The organism is Burkholderia sp. BCC0397 (genome assembly GCF_902832865.1).
In the GTDB taxonomy this organism is placed as follows: Bacteria; Pseudomonadota; Gammaproteobacteria; order Burkholderiales; family Burkholderiaceae; genus Burkholderia.
Genome location: NZ_CADFDL010000021.1, coordinates 36,755 through 52,598 on the forward strand (window position 1 = coordinate 36,755; position 15,844 = coordinate 52,598).

The window sequence follows — 15,844 nt, forward strand, 5'->3', positions numbered from 1 at the left end:
AATTTCGGGAGAATCTGCAATGTTGCATAACTGGTCGATCCGCACGACGCTCACGGCGGTCGGACTCATCCTCGTGTGCCTGACCGCCGCGGTCGGCGGGCTCGGCCTCTACGCGCTGAATCAGGCGAGCCGTTCGCTCGACGAGATCGCGCACGTCGACCTGCCGGCGATCCACACGCTCGACGACACGGCCGCGCAGCTGCTGCGCTCGCGCGTGGCGCTCGATCGCTTCCGTACGCTGACCGAAGCCGGCAATGCGGACGAGGCGGCGAAGGTGCTCGACCGCGCGCAGGCGCTGTATACGAAGTCGAGCCAGAACTGGCAGGCGTTCCAGTCGACGCCGAAGCTCGGCGTCGAGCAGGCGCTGCTCGACGAGCTCACCGCACGGTACACGACGATCGTGAAGGAAGGCGTCGAGCCGGAATTTGCCGCGGCGCGCGCGGGCGACATGGCCGGGTACCACGCGATTGCCGACACGAAGATCAGCCCGATGTTCGTCGCGTTCGACCAGACGGCGTCGGCCGTGATCGCCGCGCTGCAGAAGCGCGCGGAAGAACGTCAGGCCGCGACGCAGTCGCAGATCTCGATGATGGTCGCGCTGATCGCGGCCGGCATCGCGATCGCGTTCGTCGTCGTGATCGCGATCCGCTTCGTGCTGCGCGGGCTGATCGTCAAGCCGATCGAGGACGCGATCACGCATTTCGAACGCATCGCCGGCGGCGATCTCACGCAGCCGGTGAGCGTGTTCAGCACCAACGAGATCGGCCGCCTGTTCGGCGGCATCAAGCAGATGCAGGACGCCGTCACGACGATGGTGCAGGCCGTGCATCGCGGCACCGAGTCGATCGACGTCGGCGCGCGCGAGATCGCGACCGGCAACATCGACCTGTCGCAGCGCACCGAGGAGCAGGCCGCGTCGCTGCAGGAAACCGCGTCGAGCATGGAGCAGCTGACGGGCACCGTGCGGCAGAACGCGGAGAACGCGCGGCAGGCGAGCCAGCTCGCGGTGAACGCATCCGACATCGCGACGCAGGGCGGCGACGTGGTCGGCCAGGTCGTGTCGACGATGCAGGACATCGCGGCGAGCTCGGGCAAGGTCGTCGACATCATCGGCACGATCGAAGGCATCGCGTTCCAGACCAACATCCTCGCGCTGAACGCGGCCGTCGAAGCGGCGCGGGCCGGCGAGCAGGGCCGCGGCTTCGCGGTGGTCGCGGGCGAGGTGCGCTCGCTCGCGCAGCGCAGCGCGAGCGCCGCGAAGGAAATCAAGCAGTTGATCGGCGATTCGGCCGAGAAGGTCGACAGCGGCTCGGCGCTCGTCGCGCGCGCCGGCTCGACGATGGACGAGATCGTGCAGGCCGTGCGCCGCGTGACCGACATCATGGGCGAGATCAGCGCCGCGTCCGACGAGCAGTCGACCGGCATCGAGCAGGTCAACCGCGCGGTCGGCCAGATGGATGCGGTCACGCAGCAGAACGCGGCGCTCGTCGAGCAGGCGGCCGCCGCGGCCGCGTCGCTCGAGGAGCAGACGCGCCAGATGAAGGCGATCGTGTCGGGCTGGCGCGTCGCGGGCGGCATCGCGCTCGCGCCGGCGCGCAGCGTCGCGCGGCCGGTCGCGCACGAACCGGCGGCGCTGCCGTCGGCGGCGCGCCACGATGCGCCGGTCGCCGCGCTGCCGGCGCCGCAGGCTGCGGCGCAACCGGCGGCACGGCGCGCCGCGCCGGCATCGCGCGCGGCTGCCGCGGGTTCCTCAGTTGCGGCCCCCGAACCGAAGCGTGCGGCCGATGCCGCCGCGCGGACGCAGAAGGAGGCACCGGCTTCCCGTGGCGGCACCGCTGCAGGCGGCTACGGCCCGCGTCTCGCGAAGACGGCCGCATCGGCGGACAAGCCGGCCGCGAAGCCCGCGCTCGTGCGCCCGGCGCTGAACGGCGAGAAGCCGGCGCTGGCGGCCGCCGGCGCGTCCGACGACGACTGGGAGACCTTCTAAACCATGTCGCACGCGCGCGCGCCGTTTCGACCCGATGCACCGGATGCCTCGCCTCGCGCGGGCGAGCCGGGGCGCGACTTCGCGTTCACCGGCGCGGATTTCGCGCGCATCCGTGCGCTGATCCACCAACGCGCGGGCATCTCGCTGTCCGAGCACAAGCGCGACATGGCCTACAGCCGTCTCGCGCGACGGCTGCGGGCGCGCGGCCTCGACACGTTCCGCGACTATCTCGACCTGCTCGAGCAGGAAGACGATCCGCTCGAGTGGGAAGCGTTCATCAACGCGCTGACGACCAACCTGACCGCGTTTTTCCGCGAGTCGCACCATTTCCCGATCCTGTCTGAGTTCGTGAAATCGCGGCCGGCGCCGGTATCGGTCTGGTGCTCGGCGGCGTCGACCGGCGAGGAGCCGTACTCGATCGCGATCACGCTGATCGAGGCGCTCGGCGAAACGGCTGCGCGCAGCGCGTCGATCCTCGCGACCGATCTCGACACGCAGGTGCTCGCGAAGGCCGAAGCCGGCATCTACACGTACGACCAGGTCAAGCACCTGTCGCCGGAGCGGCTGAAGCGCTTCTTCCTGAAGGGCACGGGCGCGCAGGCCGGCCGCGTGAAGGTGCGCCCCGAGCTGCGCGCGATGATCCGCTTCGAGCAACTGAACCTGACCGATGCGGACTACGGGATCGCGAAGCCGTTCGACGCGATCTTCTGCCGCAACGTGATGATCTATTTCGACAAGCCGACGCAGGGGCAGGTGCTGTCGCGCTTCGAGCCGCTCGTGAAGCCGGGCGGGCTGCTGTTCGCCGGCCATTCGGAGAACTTCACGTATGTGTCGCAGGCGTTCCGGCTGCGCGGGCAGACGGTGTACGAACTGACGCGCGACGCCGCGCAGGGCGCGCGGCCGCGCGGCGCGCCGGCGAGTGCGGCGGCCGCGATGCCGTCGCCCGTGCGTGCGCGGGCCGCGGGCGGCGCGCCCGCCTATGGAGAGCGCGGATGAGCGCACTGCCGATCGCGACCAATCGCTACTTCGACAACCACTTCGAGCGCCCCGGCGTGAAGCTGTTGCCGAACGAGTTCTACACGACGTCCGAGGACATGGTGCTGATGACCGTGCTCGGTTCGTGCGTCGCCGCGTGCCTGCACGACCCGTACGCGGGCATTGGCGGGATGAACCACTTCATGCTGCCGGACGACGGCGCCGATCCGGGCGCGGCCGCGTCGGAATCGATGCGCTACGGCGCGTATGCGATGGAAGTGCTGATCAACGAGCTGATCAAGGCCGGCGGGCGCCGCGAGCGCTTCGAGGCGAAGGTGTTCGGCGGCGCGGCCGTGCTGGCCGGGATGACGACGATCAACATCGGCGATCGCAACGCGGATTTCGTGCGCCGCTATCTCGCGCTCGAGCGCATCCGCATCACCGCGGAAGACCTGCAGGGCGTGCATCCGCGCAAGGTCGCGTTCATGCCGCACAGCGGGCGCGCGATGGTGAAGAAGCTGCGGCTGCAGGTGCCGGGCGTGACCGAGCGCGAAGCCGCGCTCGCGCGCGAGGCCGATCGCGCCCGCGCCGCGCGCACGCGCGCGCACGTCGAGCTGTTCGCCGCGAAGCGGCCTGCCGCGCCGCAATCGGCGCGTCCGCGCATCGAGCTGTTCGGCGCGCGCGGCGCCGCGCCGGCCGGCAGCGGCGGCGCGGCCGGCGTCGGCGGCGTGCGGACGGCGACCCTATCAAGAAAGCAGGAGGCATGACCGCAGTGCAGAAGATCAAAGTGTTGTGCGTCGACGATTCGGCGCTGATCCGCAGCCTGATGACCGAGATCATCAACAGCCAGCCCGACATGACGGTGTGCGCGACCGCGCCCGATCCGCTCGTCGCGCGCGATCTCATCAAGCAGCACAACCCCGACGTGCTCACGCTCGACGTCGAAATGCCGCGCATGGACGGGCTCGACTTCCTCGAGAAGCTGATGCGCCTGCGGCCGATGCCGGTCGTGATGGTGTCGTCGCTGACCGAGCGCGGCTCGGAAATCACGCTGCGCGCGCTCGAACTCGGCGCGGTGGATTTCGTCACGAAGCCGCGCGTCGGGATTCGCGACGGGATGCTCGACTACGCGGAAAAGCTCGCCGACAAGATCCGCGCGGCGTCGCGCGCGCGCGTGCGCCAGGCGCCGCAGCCGCAGGCCGCCGCCCGCACGGCGGACAGCGTCGCGGCAGCGCCGATGATCAACAACCCGCTCGTCAGTACCGAGAAGCTGATCATCATCGGCGCGTCGACGGGCGGCACCGAGGCGATCCGCGAAGTGCTGACGCCGCTGCCGCCGGATGCGCCGGCCGTGCTGATCGCGCAGCACATGCCGCCCGGCTTCACGAAGTCGTTCGCGCAGCGGCTGAACGGCCTGTGCCGGATCGCGGTGAAGGAAGCCGAGCACGGCGAACGCGTGCTGCCGGGCCATGCGTACATCGCGCCGGGCCACGCGCACCTGTTGCTCGCGAGAAGCGGCGCGAACTATATTGCGCAACTGTCGGACGAGCCGCCGGTGAACCGGCACCGCCCGTCGGTCGACGTGCTGTTCCGCTCGGCGGCGACGCACGCGGGCAAGAACGCGATCGGCGTGATCCTCACCGGGATGGGTCGCGACGGCGCGGCCGGCCTGCTGGAAATGAAACGCGCGGGCGCCCACACGTTCGCGCAGGACGAAGCGAGCTGCATCGTGTTCGGGATGCCGCGCGAGGCGATCGCGCTCGGCGGCGCGGACGAGATCGCGCCGCTCGCCGAGATGAGCCGCCGCGTGATGGCGCGCCTGGCGACGATGGGCGACCGCGTGCAGCGCGTGTGAATGGAATGTCACGGGGCGCGTGCCACGATATGCGTCCCGACGGAAACGAATCTGGAAAGGAACGACGATGGACAAGAGCATGAAAATCCTGGTGGTGGACGATTTCCCGACGATGCGCCGGATCGTCCGCAACCTGCTCAAGGAACTGGGCTATTCGAACGTCGACGAGGCCGAGGACGGCCTGGCCGGCCTCGCGCGGCTGCGCGGCGGCGGCTTCGACTTCGTGATCTCGGACTGGAACATGCCGAACCTCGACGGCCTCGCGATGCTGAAGGAAATCCGCGCGGACGCGACGCTCACGCACCTGCCGGTGCTGATGGTCACGGCCGAGTCGAAGAAGGAGAACATCATCGCGGCCGCGCAGGCCGGGGCGAGCGGCTACGTCGTGAAACCGTTCACGGCCGCGACGCTCGACGAGAAGCTGAACAAGATCATCGACAAGATGGCGAAGACCGGGAGCTGACGTGAACGAGCCGATCCATGCGGCGCTCGCCGGCGCGGGGTTCAGCGCCGACAGCCACCCAGAAGGCGCCGATTTCGCGAGTGACCGGATCCTCGCGCGCATCGGCCACGTCACGCGCGCGCTGCGCGATTCGATGCGCGAGCTCGGGCTCGACAAGCATGTCGAGCGCGCGGCGGAAGCCGTGCCCGATGCGCGCGACCGGCTGCGCTACGTCGCGACGATGACCGAGCAGGCCGCGGAGCGCGTGCTGAATGCGATCGAGGTCGCGAAGCCGATGCAGGAGCGCATCCAGAACGAGGCCGAGGCGCTCGACGCGCGCTGGGCGCAGTGGTATGCCGCGCCGATCGAGCACGCGGAGGTGCGCGAGCTGATGGACGATACGCGCGCGTTCCTGCGCACGCTGCCCGAGTCGACGTCGGCGACCCGCGCGCAACTGCTCGAGATCATGCTCGCGCAGGATTTCCAGGATCTGACCGGGCAGGTGATCAAGAAGATCATGGACATGGTCTACCTGATCGAGCAGCAGCTCCTCACCGTGCTCGTGGAGAACATCGCGCCGGAGCGGCGCGAGCAGTTCGCGGCCACCGCGGCCGCGCTCGCGGCCGAGCAGATGAGCGCGACCGGCAGCCCCGAATCGCTGCTGAACGGCCCGCAGATCGCGCCGGAAGGCAAATCCGACGTCGTTCAGGACCAGGGGCAGGTCGACGACCTGCTCGCGAGCCTCGGCTTCTGATCCTGTCGCGGCGCATCCGCGCGCCCCGTTGCCGTGCGCCCCGTTCCGCGGGGCTGCCCGATGCGCGCATTCCCCGCCCCACGCCGTTTTCCCGTGCGCGCCGCCCTTCTACGGCGCGGCGTGATCCTGCGTCGAATTGACACTTGGCCACACTCCGCAGGCATACTACGCGTCAGCGGCAACGTCGCGTCATTCGTAAGATTCATAAGTGGGCAGGCGGCGCGGGCCGATGGCGGCGCCGTCGACAACGAAGCCAGTCCCGTGGGGGGGAACGTGAAGCTGAAACGCTTGGGCTGGACCGTCGCGCATGCGACGGCTGCAATGGGTGTGCTGTGGGCCGTCCACGCACACGCGGAACTGGGCGGCGCGCCGATGTCGCCGCCGGCGGACGATCAGGCCGCCACCGTGCGCGCGCTGCAGCGCGCCATGCGCTCGGCGGACGGCGTGCAGACGAGCACGGCCGCCTATACCGTCCGCGAGATCACGCTCGGATCGGGCACCGTCATCCACGAATACACGTCGGCCGCCGGCAGCGTGTTCGGCCTCGCCTGGCGCGGGCCGACGATGCCGGATCTCGCGTCGCTGCTCGGCAGCTATTTCCCGCAGTACACCGCCGGCGTCCAGGCGGCGCACCAGGCGCGCGGCTGGCGTGCGCCGGTGGCCGTCGAGACGAGCGGTCTCGTGATCCGGACGGGCGGCCACATGGGCGCCTTCTCCGGCCAGGCATGGCTGCCGTCGGCGCTGCCTGCCGGCGTGGCCGGCACCGATATCCAGTGACAGCGGGAGAGCGATCTTGAGCATTCCTCGTACATTCAAGCGCTGGCTCGGCGTGCTGGGCCTCCTGGCCGCAACGGCCGTGCTCGTGACGGCATGCGGCGGTGGCGATGGCGGCGGCAGTTCGGGCAACAACGGCAACACGGGCGGCAACGGCTCGGGCGGGTCCGACGGCAACAGCGGCAACACGGCCGTCATCACGGTCGGCGCGGGCGCCGCGAACGTGATCAACATCCCGACCATCAGCGTGAAGGTCTGCGTGCCGGGCACGTCGAACTGTCAGATCGTCAACAACGTGCTCGTCGATACCGCGTCCTACGGGCTGCGGCTCGTAGGCAGCGCGGTGGCCGGCGTGCGCGACAGCCTGCCGCAGGTGACGAGCGGCGGCGCGCCGGTCGCCGAATGCGGCAAGTTCGTGTCGAGCTACACGTGGGGATCGGTGCGCACCGTCGACCTGTCGATCGGCACCGAGCAGGCGAGCTCGCTGCCCGTGCAGATCATCGGCGACCTCGGCACGACGAACGTGCCGAGCTCGTGCACGAACGGCGGCGCGTCGGCCAACTCGACCGGCGCGCTCGGCGCGAACGGGATCCTCGGCATCGGGCCGGCGCCGTACGACTGCGGCACGACCTGCGCGACGTCGACGTCGACGAACAACAACTACTACGCGTGCCCGAACGGCGACAACGCGAGCTGCACGGTCGCGCTCGTGCCGCTCGCGCAGCAGGTGGCCAACCCGGTGCATCGGTTCGCGAACAACGACGGCGTCAGCGTGCAGATGCCTGACATCTCGCCCAATGGGCAGGCGAGTGCGACCGGCACGCTGACGTTCGGCCTGCCGAACCTGAGCGGCAAGACGGTGATGACATCGACCACGACGGGCGACGTCAGCGCGACGTTCCAGGGGCGCAACGTGACCGCGTTCTTCGATACGGGCTCGAACGCGTATTTCTTCAACGATTCGACGTCGACTTCGACGCCGTGCTCGCGGAATACGGAGTTCTACTGCCCGGCGACCACGACTACCTACTCGGCCACGCTGAGCGGCCAGAACGGCGCGTCGGGCACCGTGTCGATGCCGGTCGCGAACGCGGATTCGCTGTTCGCGAACCCGTCCACGTTCGCGTTCAACGACATCGGGGGCCCGTTCGGCTCGTCCAACTGGCTCGACATCGGCATGCCGCACTTCTACGGCAAGACGATCTACTTCGGGATGGACAAGACCGCGAGCGGCGGCGCGCAGCCGTTCGTCGCGTTCTGACGCGGCACGGCGGACGCAGGAGCGAAGGGGGGCGAGCGATCGCCCCCTTTTTTTATCCGGCGCGCCGTGCGCGCGCTACGGACCGGCACGCCGCCAGGCGCCGGCATAGCGCCTACGATGTAAGACCGGCACCGGTGCCGGCACGACATCGAGGAGACAGCGCCATGAATTCGCGTATCCAGCGCATCACGCCGTTCCTGTGGTTCGACCGCGACGCCGAGGCGGCGGCCGGTTTCTACGTATCGGTGTTCGACAACGCGCGCATCGTGCACGTCGCGCGCTACGGCAAGGCCGGCGCGCATGCGTCCGGCAACGCCGAGGGCGCGGTGATGACCGTTGCGTTCGAACTCGACGGGCAGGCGTTCGTCGCGCTGAACGGCGGCCCGGTGTTCCAGATGACGCCGGCCGTGTCGTTCGTCGTCAACTGCCGCGACCAGGACGAGATCGACCATTACTGGGCGCGCCTGTCCGAAGGCGGCGACGCGCGCGCGCAGCAATGCGGCTGGCTGCGCGACCGCTTCGGCGTGTCGTGGCAGGTCGTGCCCGTGCAGATGGCCGAACTGATGGCGGGCGACCCGGCCCGCGCCGAGCGCGTGATGGCGCAGGTGATGACGATGAAGAAGCTCGATCTCGACGCGCTGCAGCGGGCGGCGGCCGGCTAGGTCGCTTCGGTCGGCCGTTCAGGCCGGGGCCGGCTGTCTCGTACCGCCGTCGTATGGGGCGATTCGGGCCGGACGGGCAATCGCGACGGGTACCGCGACCGGCGCGCCTGAGTATTGCCGGCCGGCCGGTTAATCGAATGCCGGATACTCGCATCGATTATCGGGCGTGTGTGGTTTCATTGAGCTGTAATCAAAATACTGGATTATCCGCGGCTGTCATTTTTGTCAGGTCTTCAGGATTATTAAAATGACGCGACATGCAAGCCCGGCGGGCCGGAACGCGCTATTGCAGCCATTCCCGTGCCCGATGGGCATGCGATGCAGCGGTATGTATTGCCCGACCTGCGAAAAGAGATGGAATCCGCCGACATTCAAACCTATAATGCCGGCGTTGTTTCCGGGGTGCCAATATAAAACAGGAGGGTAATAAAATGAATTTTTCCGAAGCCGTTCGTACCGCACTGAATAAATACGCGACATTCGAAGGCCGTGCGCGTCGCGCCGAATACTGGTATTTCGCGCTGCTGAGCTGCGTGCTGTCGGTCGTCGGCCAGATCATCGGCGCGGCGGGCCGCGATGCGGGGTTGATCACGCTGCTGCTGCTCGGCGTGATCTTCCTGGTGTCGCTCGCGCTGATCATTCCGGGCATCGCGGTCAGCGTGCGCCGCCTGCACGATACTGGCCGCTCGGGCTGGTTCCTGCTGCTCGCGCTGATTCCGATCGTCGGCAGCATCCTGCTGCTCGTGTGGATGTGCTCGCGCGGCACTGAAGGCCCGAACCGTTTCGGCGCGGACCCGATCCCGGCGGTCTGACCGACGCCTGCCCCGACGCACGACGCCGTGGCGTCGGGGCCCGATTTCCCCGCCTTTCCCCCTCGTCTTTCCCGCTGTCGCTTCGTCGTTCCCCCGCCTTTCCCCCGCGTCTTTCCCGCCCGTCGTTTCACCGTTCCCCCGCATTACACCGCTGCCGTCCCGCTTGCAGCCGCCGCTTCCCCCATGCGCCTGCCGCCCCGTTTTTCCGCCGCGCCGCGCGTCGTTCCGCCCCCGATCCAGCCGTGTTCGCGGCGGCTCGCCCGATTCCCCGAAATACCCCCCTTTCCCGGCTTTGCTCGACCGATCGGCGTTTGACGCCTCCATGAATAATCGGTGTCACTGGAAAGCGGCATTCCGCCGTACCCGACTGGAGGCCCCGTGGCAGACGAGAGCGATCTCGACAAGACCGAAGCCGCCACTCCCAGGCGCCGCGAGAAGGCGCGCGAGGAGGGGCAGGTCGCGCGTTCGCGCGAACTGGCTTCGTTCGCACTGCTCGCGGCGGGGTTCTACGGCGCATGGCTGCTCGCGGGCCCGTCGGGCGCGCATCTGCAGGCGATGCTGCGCGGCGCGTTCGCGTTCGATCGCGCGACCGCGTTCGACACCAACCGGATGCTGTCGGCGGCCGGCAGCGCGAGCCTCGAAGGCTTCGCCGCGCTGCTGCCGCTTCTCGCGCTCACCGGCGTCGCCGCGCTGCTCGCGCCGATGGCGCTCGGCGGCTGGCTGATTTCGCAAAAGACGTTCGAGCTGAAGTTCGACCGCCTGAACCCGATCTCGGGCCTCGGCCGGATCTTCTCGATCCAGGGGCCGATCCAGCTCGGGATGTCGGTCGCGAAGACGCTGGTCGTCGGCGGGATCGGCGGCATCGCGATCTGGCGCAGCAAGGACGAACTGCTCGGCCTCGCGACGCAGCCGCTCGGCGCCGCGCTGCCCGATGCGCTGCATCTGGTCGCCGTGTGCTGCGGTACGACGGTCGCCGGGATGCTGGTGGTCGCCGGGCTCGATGTGCCTTACCAAATCTGGCAGTACAACAAGAAGTTGCGCATGACGAAGGAAGAAGTGAAGCGCGAGCATCGCGAGAACGAAGGCGATCCGCACGTGAAGGGGCGGATCCGCCAGCAGCAGCGCGCGATCGCGCGCCGCCGGATGATGGCGGCCGTGCCGAAGGCCGACGTGGTCGTCACGAACCCGACGCACTTCGCGGTCGCGCTGCAATACACGGATGGCGAGATGCGCGCGCCGAAGGTCGTCGCGAAGGGCGTGAACCTCGTCGCCGCGCGCATCCGCGATCTCGCGGCCGAACACAACGTGCCGCTGCTCGAAGCGCCGCCGCTCGCGCGGGCGCTGTATCACAACGTCGAAATCGAGCGCGAGATTCCCGGTTCGCTGTACTCGGCGGTCGCCGAAGTGCTCGCGTGGGTCTATCAGCTCAAGCGCTTCCGTTCGGAAGGCGGCGCGTTCCCGGCGGTGCCGGTCGATCTCGAGGTGCCGGTCGAACTCGACAAGGGCGCGTCGGTGTCCGCCGACGACGAACGTGAAGAAGCCGAAGACACCCTCGGCAAGCAAGGGAACGCAGCATGAGCACCCCGACCACCGGCCTGTTCGCGAAGCGCGGGAACCCGTTCGCCGGCACGAACCTGCGCTCGCTCGCGGGCCCGATCCTCATCTGCATGATCCTGGGGATGATGATCCTGCCGCTGCCGCCGATGCTGCTGGATCTGCTGTTCACGTTCAACATCGCGCTGTCCGTGATGGTGCTGCTCGTCAGCATGTACACGATGAAGCCGCTCGACTTCGCGGCGTTCCCGAGCGTGCTGCTGTTCTCGACGCTGTTGCGCCTGTCGCTGAACGTCGCGTCGACCCGCGTCGTGCTGCTCGAAGGCCATACCGGGCCGGACGCGGCCGGCCAGGTGATCGAGGCGTTCGGCCACTTCCTCGTCGGCGGCAACTTCGCGGTCGGCATCGTCGTGTTCGTGATCCTGATGATCATCAACTTCATGGTGATCACGAAGGGCGCGGGGCGGATCGCCGAAGTGTCCGCGCGCTTCACGCTCGACGCGATGCCCGGCAAGCAGATGGCGATCGACGCCGATCTGAACGCGGGCCTCATCAACGAAGATCAGGCGAGAAAGCGCCGGCTGGCCGTCTCGCAGGAAGCCGAGTTCTACGGGTCGATGGACGGCGCGTCGAAGTTCGTGCGCGGCGACGCGATCGCCGGCCTGATCATCATGGCGATCAACGTGATCGGCGGGCTGATCGTCGGGATGGTCCAGCACGACATGTCGTTCGCCGCGGCCGGCACCAACTACACGCTGCTGACGATCGGCGACGGCCTCGTCGCGCAGATCCCGTCGCTCGTGATCTCGACCGCGGCCGGCGTGATCGTGTCGCGCGTCGCGACCGACGAGGACATCGGCACGCAGATCACCGGCCAGCTGTTCACGAACCCGCGCGTGCTGAACATCACCGGCGCGATCATCGTGCTGATGGGGCTGATCCCGGGCATGCCGCACTTCGCGTTCCTCGCGCTCGGCGGCGGCGCGATCTGGCTGGCGCGCACGCTGACCAAGCGCGCGGCGGCCCGCAAGGCGGCCGGCGACGTGACCGACATCGCCCCGCCCGCGGTGCTGCCGGCCGACAGCCACGAAGCGACCTGGGACGACGTGCAGCTGATCGACCCGCTCGGCCTCGAGGTCGGCTACCGGCTGATCCCGCTCGTCGACAAGAACAGCGACGGCGAGCTGCTCAAGCGCATCAAGAGCATCCGCAAGAAATTCGCGCAGGAAATCGGCTTCCTGCCGCCGGTGATCCATATCCGCGACAACCTCGAACTGCGGCCGAACGCGTACCGGATCGCGCTGAAGGGCGTCGAGATCGGCTTCGGCGAAGTGTTCCCGGGCCAGTGGCTCGCGATCAACCCGGGCCAGGTGACGGCCGCGCTGCCGGGCGCCGTCACGCAGGATCCGGCGTTCGGGCTGCCGGCTGTGTGGATCGACGTCGCGCTGCGCGAGCAGGCGCAGGTGTACGGCTACACGGTGGTCGACGCGAGCACGGTCGTCGCGACGCACCTGAACCATCTCGTCGTCCAGCACGCGGCCGAGCTGCTCGGCCGCCAGGAAGTGCAGGCGCTCGTCGAGCGCACCGGCAAGGACGCGCCGTCGCTCGTCGAGGACCTCGTGCCGAAGACGATCTCGCTCACCACGCTGCAGAAGGTGCTGCAGAACCTGCTCGAGGAAGGCGTGCCGATCCGCGACATGCGCACGATCCTCGAGGCCGTGTCCGAGCATGCAGGCCGCGGCGACGCGTTCGAGATCACGGCCGCGGTGCGGCTCTCGCTCGGCCGCGCGATCACGCAGCAGTGGTATCCGGGCGCCGGCGAGATGCAGGTGATGGGCCTCGACGCGAATCTGGAGCGCGTGCTGTCGCAGGCGCTCGCCACCGGCGCGAACCCGGGCCTCGAACCCGGCCTCGCGCACAACCTTCTGACCGGTACGCAGCAAGCGATGCTGCGTCAACAGAATCTCGGGCTGCCGCCCGTGCTGCTCGTGCAGCACGCGCTGCGCGCGATGCTCGCGCGTTTCCTGCGCCGCAGCCTGCCGCAATTGAAAGTGCTGTCGTATGCCGAAGTGCCGGACACACGCACGATCAAAGTCGTTAACGTCATCGGGGGTTCCGCTTGAACATTCGCAAATTCACCGGCGCAACGAGCCGCGACGCACTTCGTCTCGTGCGCGAGGCGCTCGGCGCCGACGCGGTCGTGCTGTCGAACCGTACGCTCGATGACGGCAGTGTCGAAATCGTTGCACTCGCCGATTCGGATCTCGCCGCGGTGGCGCCGCCGGCCGCGCGTCCGCGCCTCGCGACGTCGCGCCTGCCGGAATCCGTGCCGGCCGCCGCCATGCCGGGCATCGTGTCGCGCCCGGGCATTGCGCCGCGCCCGGCCGTCAATCCGTATGCGGCGGGTGCGGGTGGGCTGCCGGACGTGTTCTCGTCCGTGTTCGGCGCGAGCGCCGACGCGCAAGAGGCCGACGTGCATGCTTCGTCGATCGATGCAGACGAGCCCGCACCGGCAGCGCCGTCGATCGCCGCGCCGGCCGCCGGTACGCCGGCCTCAGGATGGCCTGCCCCCGGATCGCCGGCCGCCACTTCCGAACCCGCGCCGTGGCTGGTCGAGCACGCGAAACGCCTGACGCAGCAGCGCGACGCGCTGATGGCCCGTGCGCAGGCGCCTGCCGAGCCGCAGGCGAGCGCGCCGCAAGCCGCGGCCAGCGCGACGTCGCCCGACTGGGCGCGCGACATCGTGCGCGACGCCGAACGCCGGATGCCGGCCGCCGGATTGCCGGCCACCGGGTCGCCGGCCGCCGGATCGCCGGCCGCCGCGAAGCGCGCCCCCGACATGGGCGCCGCGTACGCCGCCAAGGCGACGGAGCGCACGCGCCTGTCCGCCGACGCGGCCGCCGCGGTGGCCGATGCGGTGAAGTCGCGCCTCGAGCGGATCGTCAACGACACCGTGATGCAGGAGCTCGGCGAGCTGCGCGGGAGGATGGAAGAGCAGTTCGACAGCCTGATGTGGCACGACCGCCAGCGTCGCAGCGCCGTCCACGGCGCGCTGACGAAGCACCTGTTCGCAGCCGGCTTCTCCGCGCAGCTCGTGCGGATGCTGGTCGACAACCTGCCGTCCGGCGACGGCGCGCAGACCTTCGAGCAGGCCGCCGAATGGGCGCAGTCGGTGCTCGCGTCGAACCTGCCGGTGCTCGACAGCGAGGACGCGCTGATGGAGCGCGGCGGCGTGTTCGCGCTGATGGGGCCGACGGGCGTCGGCAAGACGACCACCACCGCGAAGCTGGCCGCGCGCTGCGTGATGCGCTTCGGTGCGAGCAAGGTCGCGCTGCTGACCACCGACAGCTACCGGATCGGCGGCCACGAGCAACTGCGCATCTTCGGCAAGATCCTCGGCGTGCCGGTTCACGCGGTGAAGGATGCGGGCGACCTCGCGCTCGCGCTGTCCGAGCTGCGCAACAAGCACATCGTGCTGATTGACACGATCGGCATGAGCCAGCGCGACCGCGCGGTGTCCGACCAGATCGCGATGCTGCACGGCGCGAACGCGCCGGTGCAGCGCCTGCTGCTGCTCAACGCGACGAGCCACGGCGACACGCTGAACGAAGTCGTACAGGCGTACCGCAGCGCGGGCGAACATCCTGACCTGGCCGGGCCTGACCTGGCCGGCTGCATCCTCACGAAGCTCGACGAGGCGACCCACCTCGGCGGCGTGCTCGACACGGTGATCCGCTACAAGCTGCCGGTCCATTACGTGTCGACCGGCCAGAAGGTGCCGGAGAACCTGTACGTCGCGTCGACCAAATTCCTGCTGAAGAGCGCGTTCTGTGTGCCGCGCGACGGCTCGCCCTTCGTGCCGCAAGACGAGGACATGCCGACGCTGCTTTCCGCACTGACCGCACGTTCCACCGCCGAGCTGCACGAGGTGCGATTTGGATAAACGGATCATCGATCAGGCCGAAGGGCTGCGGCGCCTGCTGGCCGGGCGCGCGTCGCGCATCGTCGCGGTGACGGGCGGGCCGGCGGGCGTCGGCTGCACGGCGACCGTGGTGAACCTCGCGGCGGCGCTCGCGTCGCTCGGCAAGGACGTGCTCGTCGTCGACGAACGCGCCGACGTTCATTCGGCCAGCGCGACGCTCGCCGGCGCGTGGCTGCGCGACGGCGAACGCACGCGGGTGGCGGCCGGCTTCGGCCTGTGCGGCGCCGCGCGGCTCGCGCGCGACGGCTACAGCGACGCGCAACTGAGCGACTTCATCGACGGCCCGGCCGATATCGTGCTCGTCGACGCGCAGCTCGGCGCCGATGGGTCGTTCTCGGCGCTCGCGCGCGAAGCCCACGACGTGCTGGTCGTCACGCGGGTCGCCGCGCAGGCGATCACCGAGGCGTATGCGTGCATGAAGCGGCTGCATTTCGCGCACGCGTTCGCGCAGTTCCGCGTGCTGACCAATCAGGTCGGCAGCCACGCGGATGCGAAGACGGCCTTCGACAACCTCGCGGGCGTCGCGAGCCGCTACCTGACCGTGTCGATCGCCGACGCGGGCTGCGTGAGCGCCGATCCGCTCGTCGAGCACGCCCGCGAACTGATGCATGCGGTGGTCGACGCGTTCCCGTCGTCGGCCGCCGCGCGCGACTACCGGCAGATTGCCGCCGACCTGTTGTACTGGCCGATGCGCCCGCGTCCGGGTGCGGGCCGCGCGGTCCACGCCGGCGGCAAGCCGTCGTATGAGGCGGGCGCGGCACACGCCGCGTGAGCGCCACCCGAAGG

General features: G+C 69.3%; 14 protein-coding genes. All 14 read left to right on the forward strand.

From position 1 onward, the window contains the following. Window positions 1–19 precede the first annotated feature (19 nt). Entirely contained in the window at window positions 20–1,987 is a 1,968-nt protein-coding gene (locus HWX03_RS35285) for a methyl-accepting chemotaxis protein (protein WP_175874487.1), read from the forward strand. A gap of 3 nt (window positions 1,988–1,990) precedes the next feature. Next, on the forward strand, window positions 1,991–2,983 hold the full coding sequence (locus HWX03_RS35290; RefSeq protein WP_175874488.1) for a CheR family methyltransferase: 993 nt from the start codon (window positions 1,991–1,993) through the stop codon (window positions 2,981–2,983). Beyond that, window positions 2,980–3,729: a chemoreceptor glutamine deamidase CheD gene (cheD, locus tag HWX03_RS35295; protein WP_175874489.1), complete on the forward strand. Its 750-nt coding sequence runs from the start codon at window positions 2,980–2,982 to the stop codon at window positions 3,727–3,729. The genes HWX03_RS35290 and cheD overlap by 4 nt, the downstream gene beginning before the upstream one ends. After that, entirely contained in the window at window positions 3,726–4,817 is a 1,092-nt protein-coding gene (locus tag HWX03_RS35300; RefSeq protein ID WP_175874490.1) for a chemotaxis response regulator protein-glutamate methylesterase, read from the forward strand. The genes cheD and HWX03_RS35300 overlap by 4 nt, the downstream gene beginning before the upstream one ends. Before the next feature lie 67 nt (window positions 4,818–4,884). Then, on the forward strand, window positions 4,885–5,280 hold the full coding sequence (gene cheY, locus HWX03_RS35305; RefSeq protein ID WP_174389852.1) for a chemotaxis response regulator CheY: 396 nt from the start codon (window positions 4,885–4,887) through the stop codon (window positions 5,278–5,280). Window position 5,281: 1 nt separating this feature from the next. Continuing rightward, window positions 5,282–6,013 carry a protein phosphatase CheZ gene (cheZ, locus tag HWX03_RS35310; protein ID WP_175874491.1) on the forward strand — a complete coding sequence of 244 codons (732 nt, stop codon included), beginning with the start codon at window positions 5,282–5,284 and terminating at the stop codon, window positions 6,011–6,013. A gap of 273 nt (window positions 6,014–6,286) precedes the next feature. Next, window positions 6,287–6,790 carry a DUF2844 domain-containing protein gene (locus tag HWX03_RS35315; RefSeq protein WP_174432401.1) on the forward strand — a complete coding sequence of 168 codons (504 nt, stop codon included), beginning with the start codon at window positions 6,287–6,289 and terminating at the stop codon, window positions 6,788–6,790. A 16-nt stretch (window positions 6,791–6,806) separates the two neighbouring features. Next, window positions 6,807–8,048: a DUF3443 family protein gene (locus HWX03_RS35320; RefSeq protein ID WP_175874492.1), complete on the forward strand. Its 1,242-nt coding sequence runs from the start codon at window positions 6,807–6,809 to the stop codon at window positions 8,046–8,048. A gap of 164 nt (window positions 8,049–8,212) precedes the next feature. Continuing rightward, window positions 8,213–8,710 carry a VOC family protein gene (locus HWX03_RS35325; RefSeq protein ID WP_175874493.1) on the forward strand — a complete coding sequence of 166 codons (498 nt, stop codon included), beginning with the start codon at window positions 8,213–8,215 and terminating at the stop codon, window positions 8,708–8,710. 431 nt (window positions 8,711–9,141) lie between these two features. Continuing rightward, window positions 9,142–9,522 carry a DUF805 domain-containing protein gene (locus HWX03_RS35330; protein ID WP_175823320.1) on the forward strand — a complete coding sequence of 127 codons (381 nt, stop codon included), beginning with the start codon at window positions 9,142–9,144 and terminating at the stop codon, window positions 9,520–9,522. A gap of 378 nt (window positions 9,523–9,900) precedes the next feature. Then, window positions 9,901–11,100 carry a flagellar biosynthesis protein FlhB gene (gene flhB, locus HWX03_RS35335; protein WP_175823319.1) on the forward strand — a complete coding sequence of 400 codons (1,200 nt, stop codon included), beginning with the start codon at window positions 9,901–9,903 and terminating at the stop codon, window positions 11,098–11,100. Continuing rightward, window positions 11,097–13,199: a flagellar biosynthesis protein FlhA gene (flhA, locus tag HWX03_RS35340; RefSeq protein WP_175874494.1), complete on the forward strand. Its 2,103-nt coding sequence runs from the start codon at window positions 11,097–11,099 to the stop codon at window positions 13,197–13,199. The genes flhB and flhA overlap by 4 nt, the downstream gene beginning before the upstream one ends. Further along, window positions 13,196–15,019, forward strand: a complete 1,824-nt coding sequence (flhF, locus tag HWX03_RS35345) for a flagellar biosynthesis protein FlhF (RefSeq protein ID WP_175874495.1) — start codon at window positions 13,196–13,198, stop codon at window positions 15,017–15,019. Before flhA ends, flhF begins: the two co-directional genes overlap by 4 nt. After that, window positions 15,012–15,830, forward strand: a complete 819-nt coding sequence (locus HWX03_RS35350; RefSeq protein ID WP_175874496.1) for a MinD/ParA family protein — start codon at window positions 15,012–15,014, stop codon at window positions 15,828–15,830. Before flhF ends, HWX03_RS35350 begins: the two co-directional genes overlap by 8 nt. Window positions 15,831–15,844 lie beyond the last annotated feature (14 nt).

Bases quoted from the DNA above. Each gene is read 5' to 3' on its own strand.
- HWX03_RS35325 (WP_175874493.1), top strand. From the start codon at position 8,213: ATGAATTCGCGTATCCAGCGCATCACGCCGTTCCTGTGGTTCGACCGC.
- cheD (WP_175874489.1), top strand. From the start codon at position 2,980: ATGAGCGCACTGCCGATCGCGACCAATCGCTACTTCGACAACCACTTC.
- HWX03_RS35330 (WP_175823320.1), top strand. From the start codon at position 9,142: ATGAATTTTTCCGAAGCCGTTCGTACCGCACTGAATAAATACGCGACA.
- cheY (WP_174389852.1), top strand. From the start codon at position 4,885: ATGGACAAGAGCATGAAAATCCTGGTGGTGGACGATTTCCCGACGATG.
- HWX03_RS35290 (WP_175874488.1), top strand. From the start codon at position 1,991: ATGTCGCACGCGCGCGCGCCGTTTCGACCCGATGCACCGGATGCCTCG.
- HWX03_RS35285 (WP_175874487.1), top strand. From the start codon at position 20: ATGTTGCATAACTGGTCGATCCGCACGACGCTCACGGCGGTCGGACTC.
- HWX03_RS35300 (WP_175874490.1), top strand. From the start codon at position 3,726: ATGACCGCAGTGCAGAAGATCAAAGTGTTGTGCGTCGACGATTCGGCG.
- flhA (WP_175874494.1), top strand. From the start codon at position 11,097: ATGAGCACCCCGACCACCGGCCTGTTCGCGAAGCGCGGGAACCCGTTC.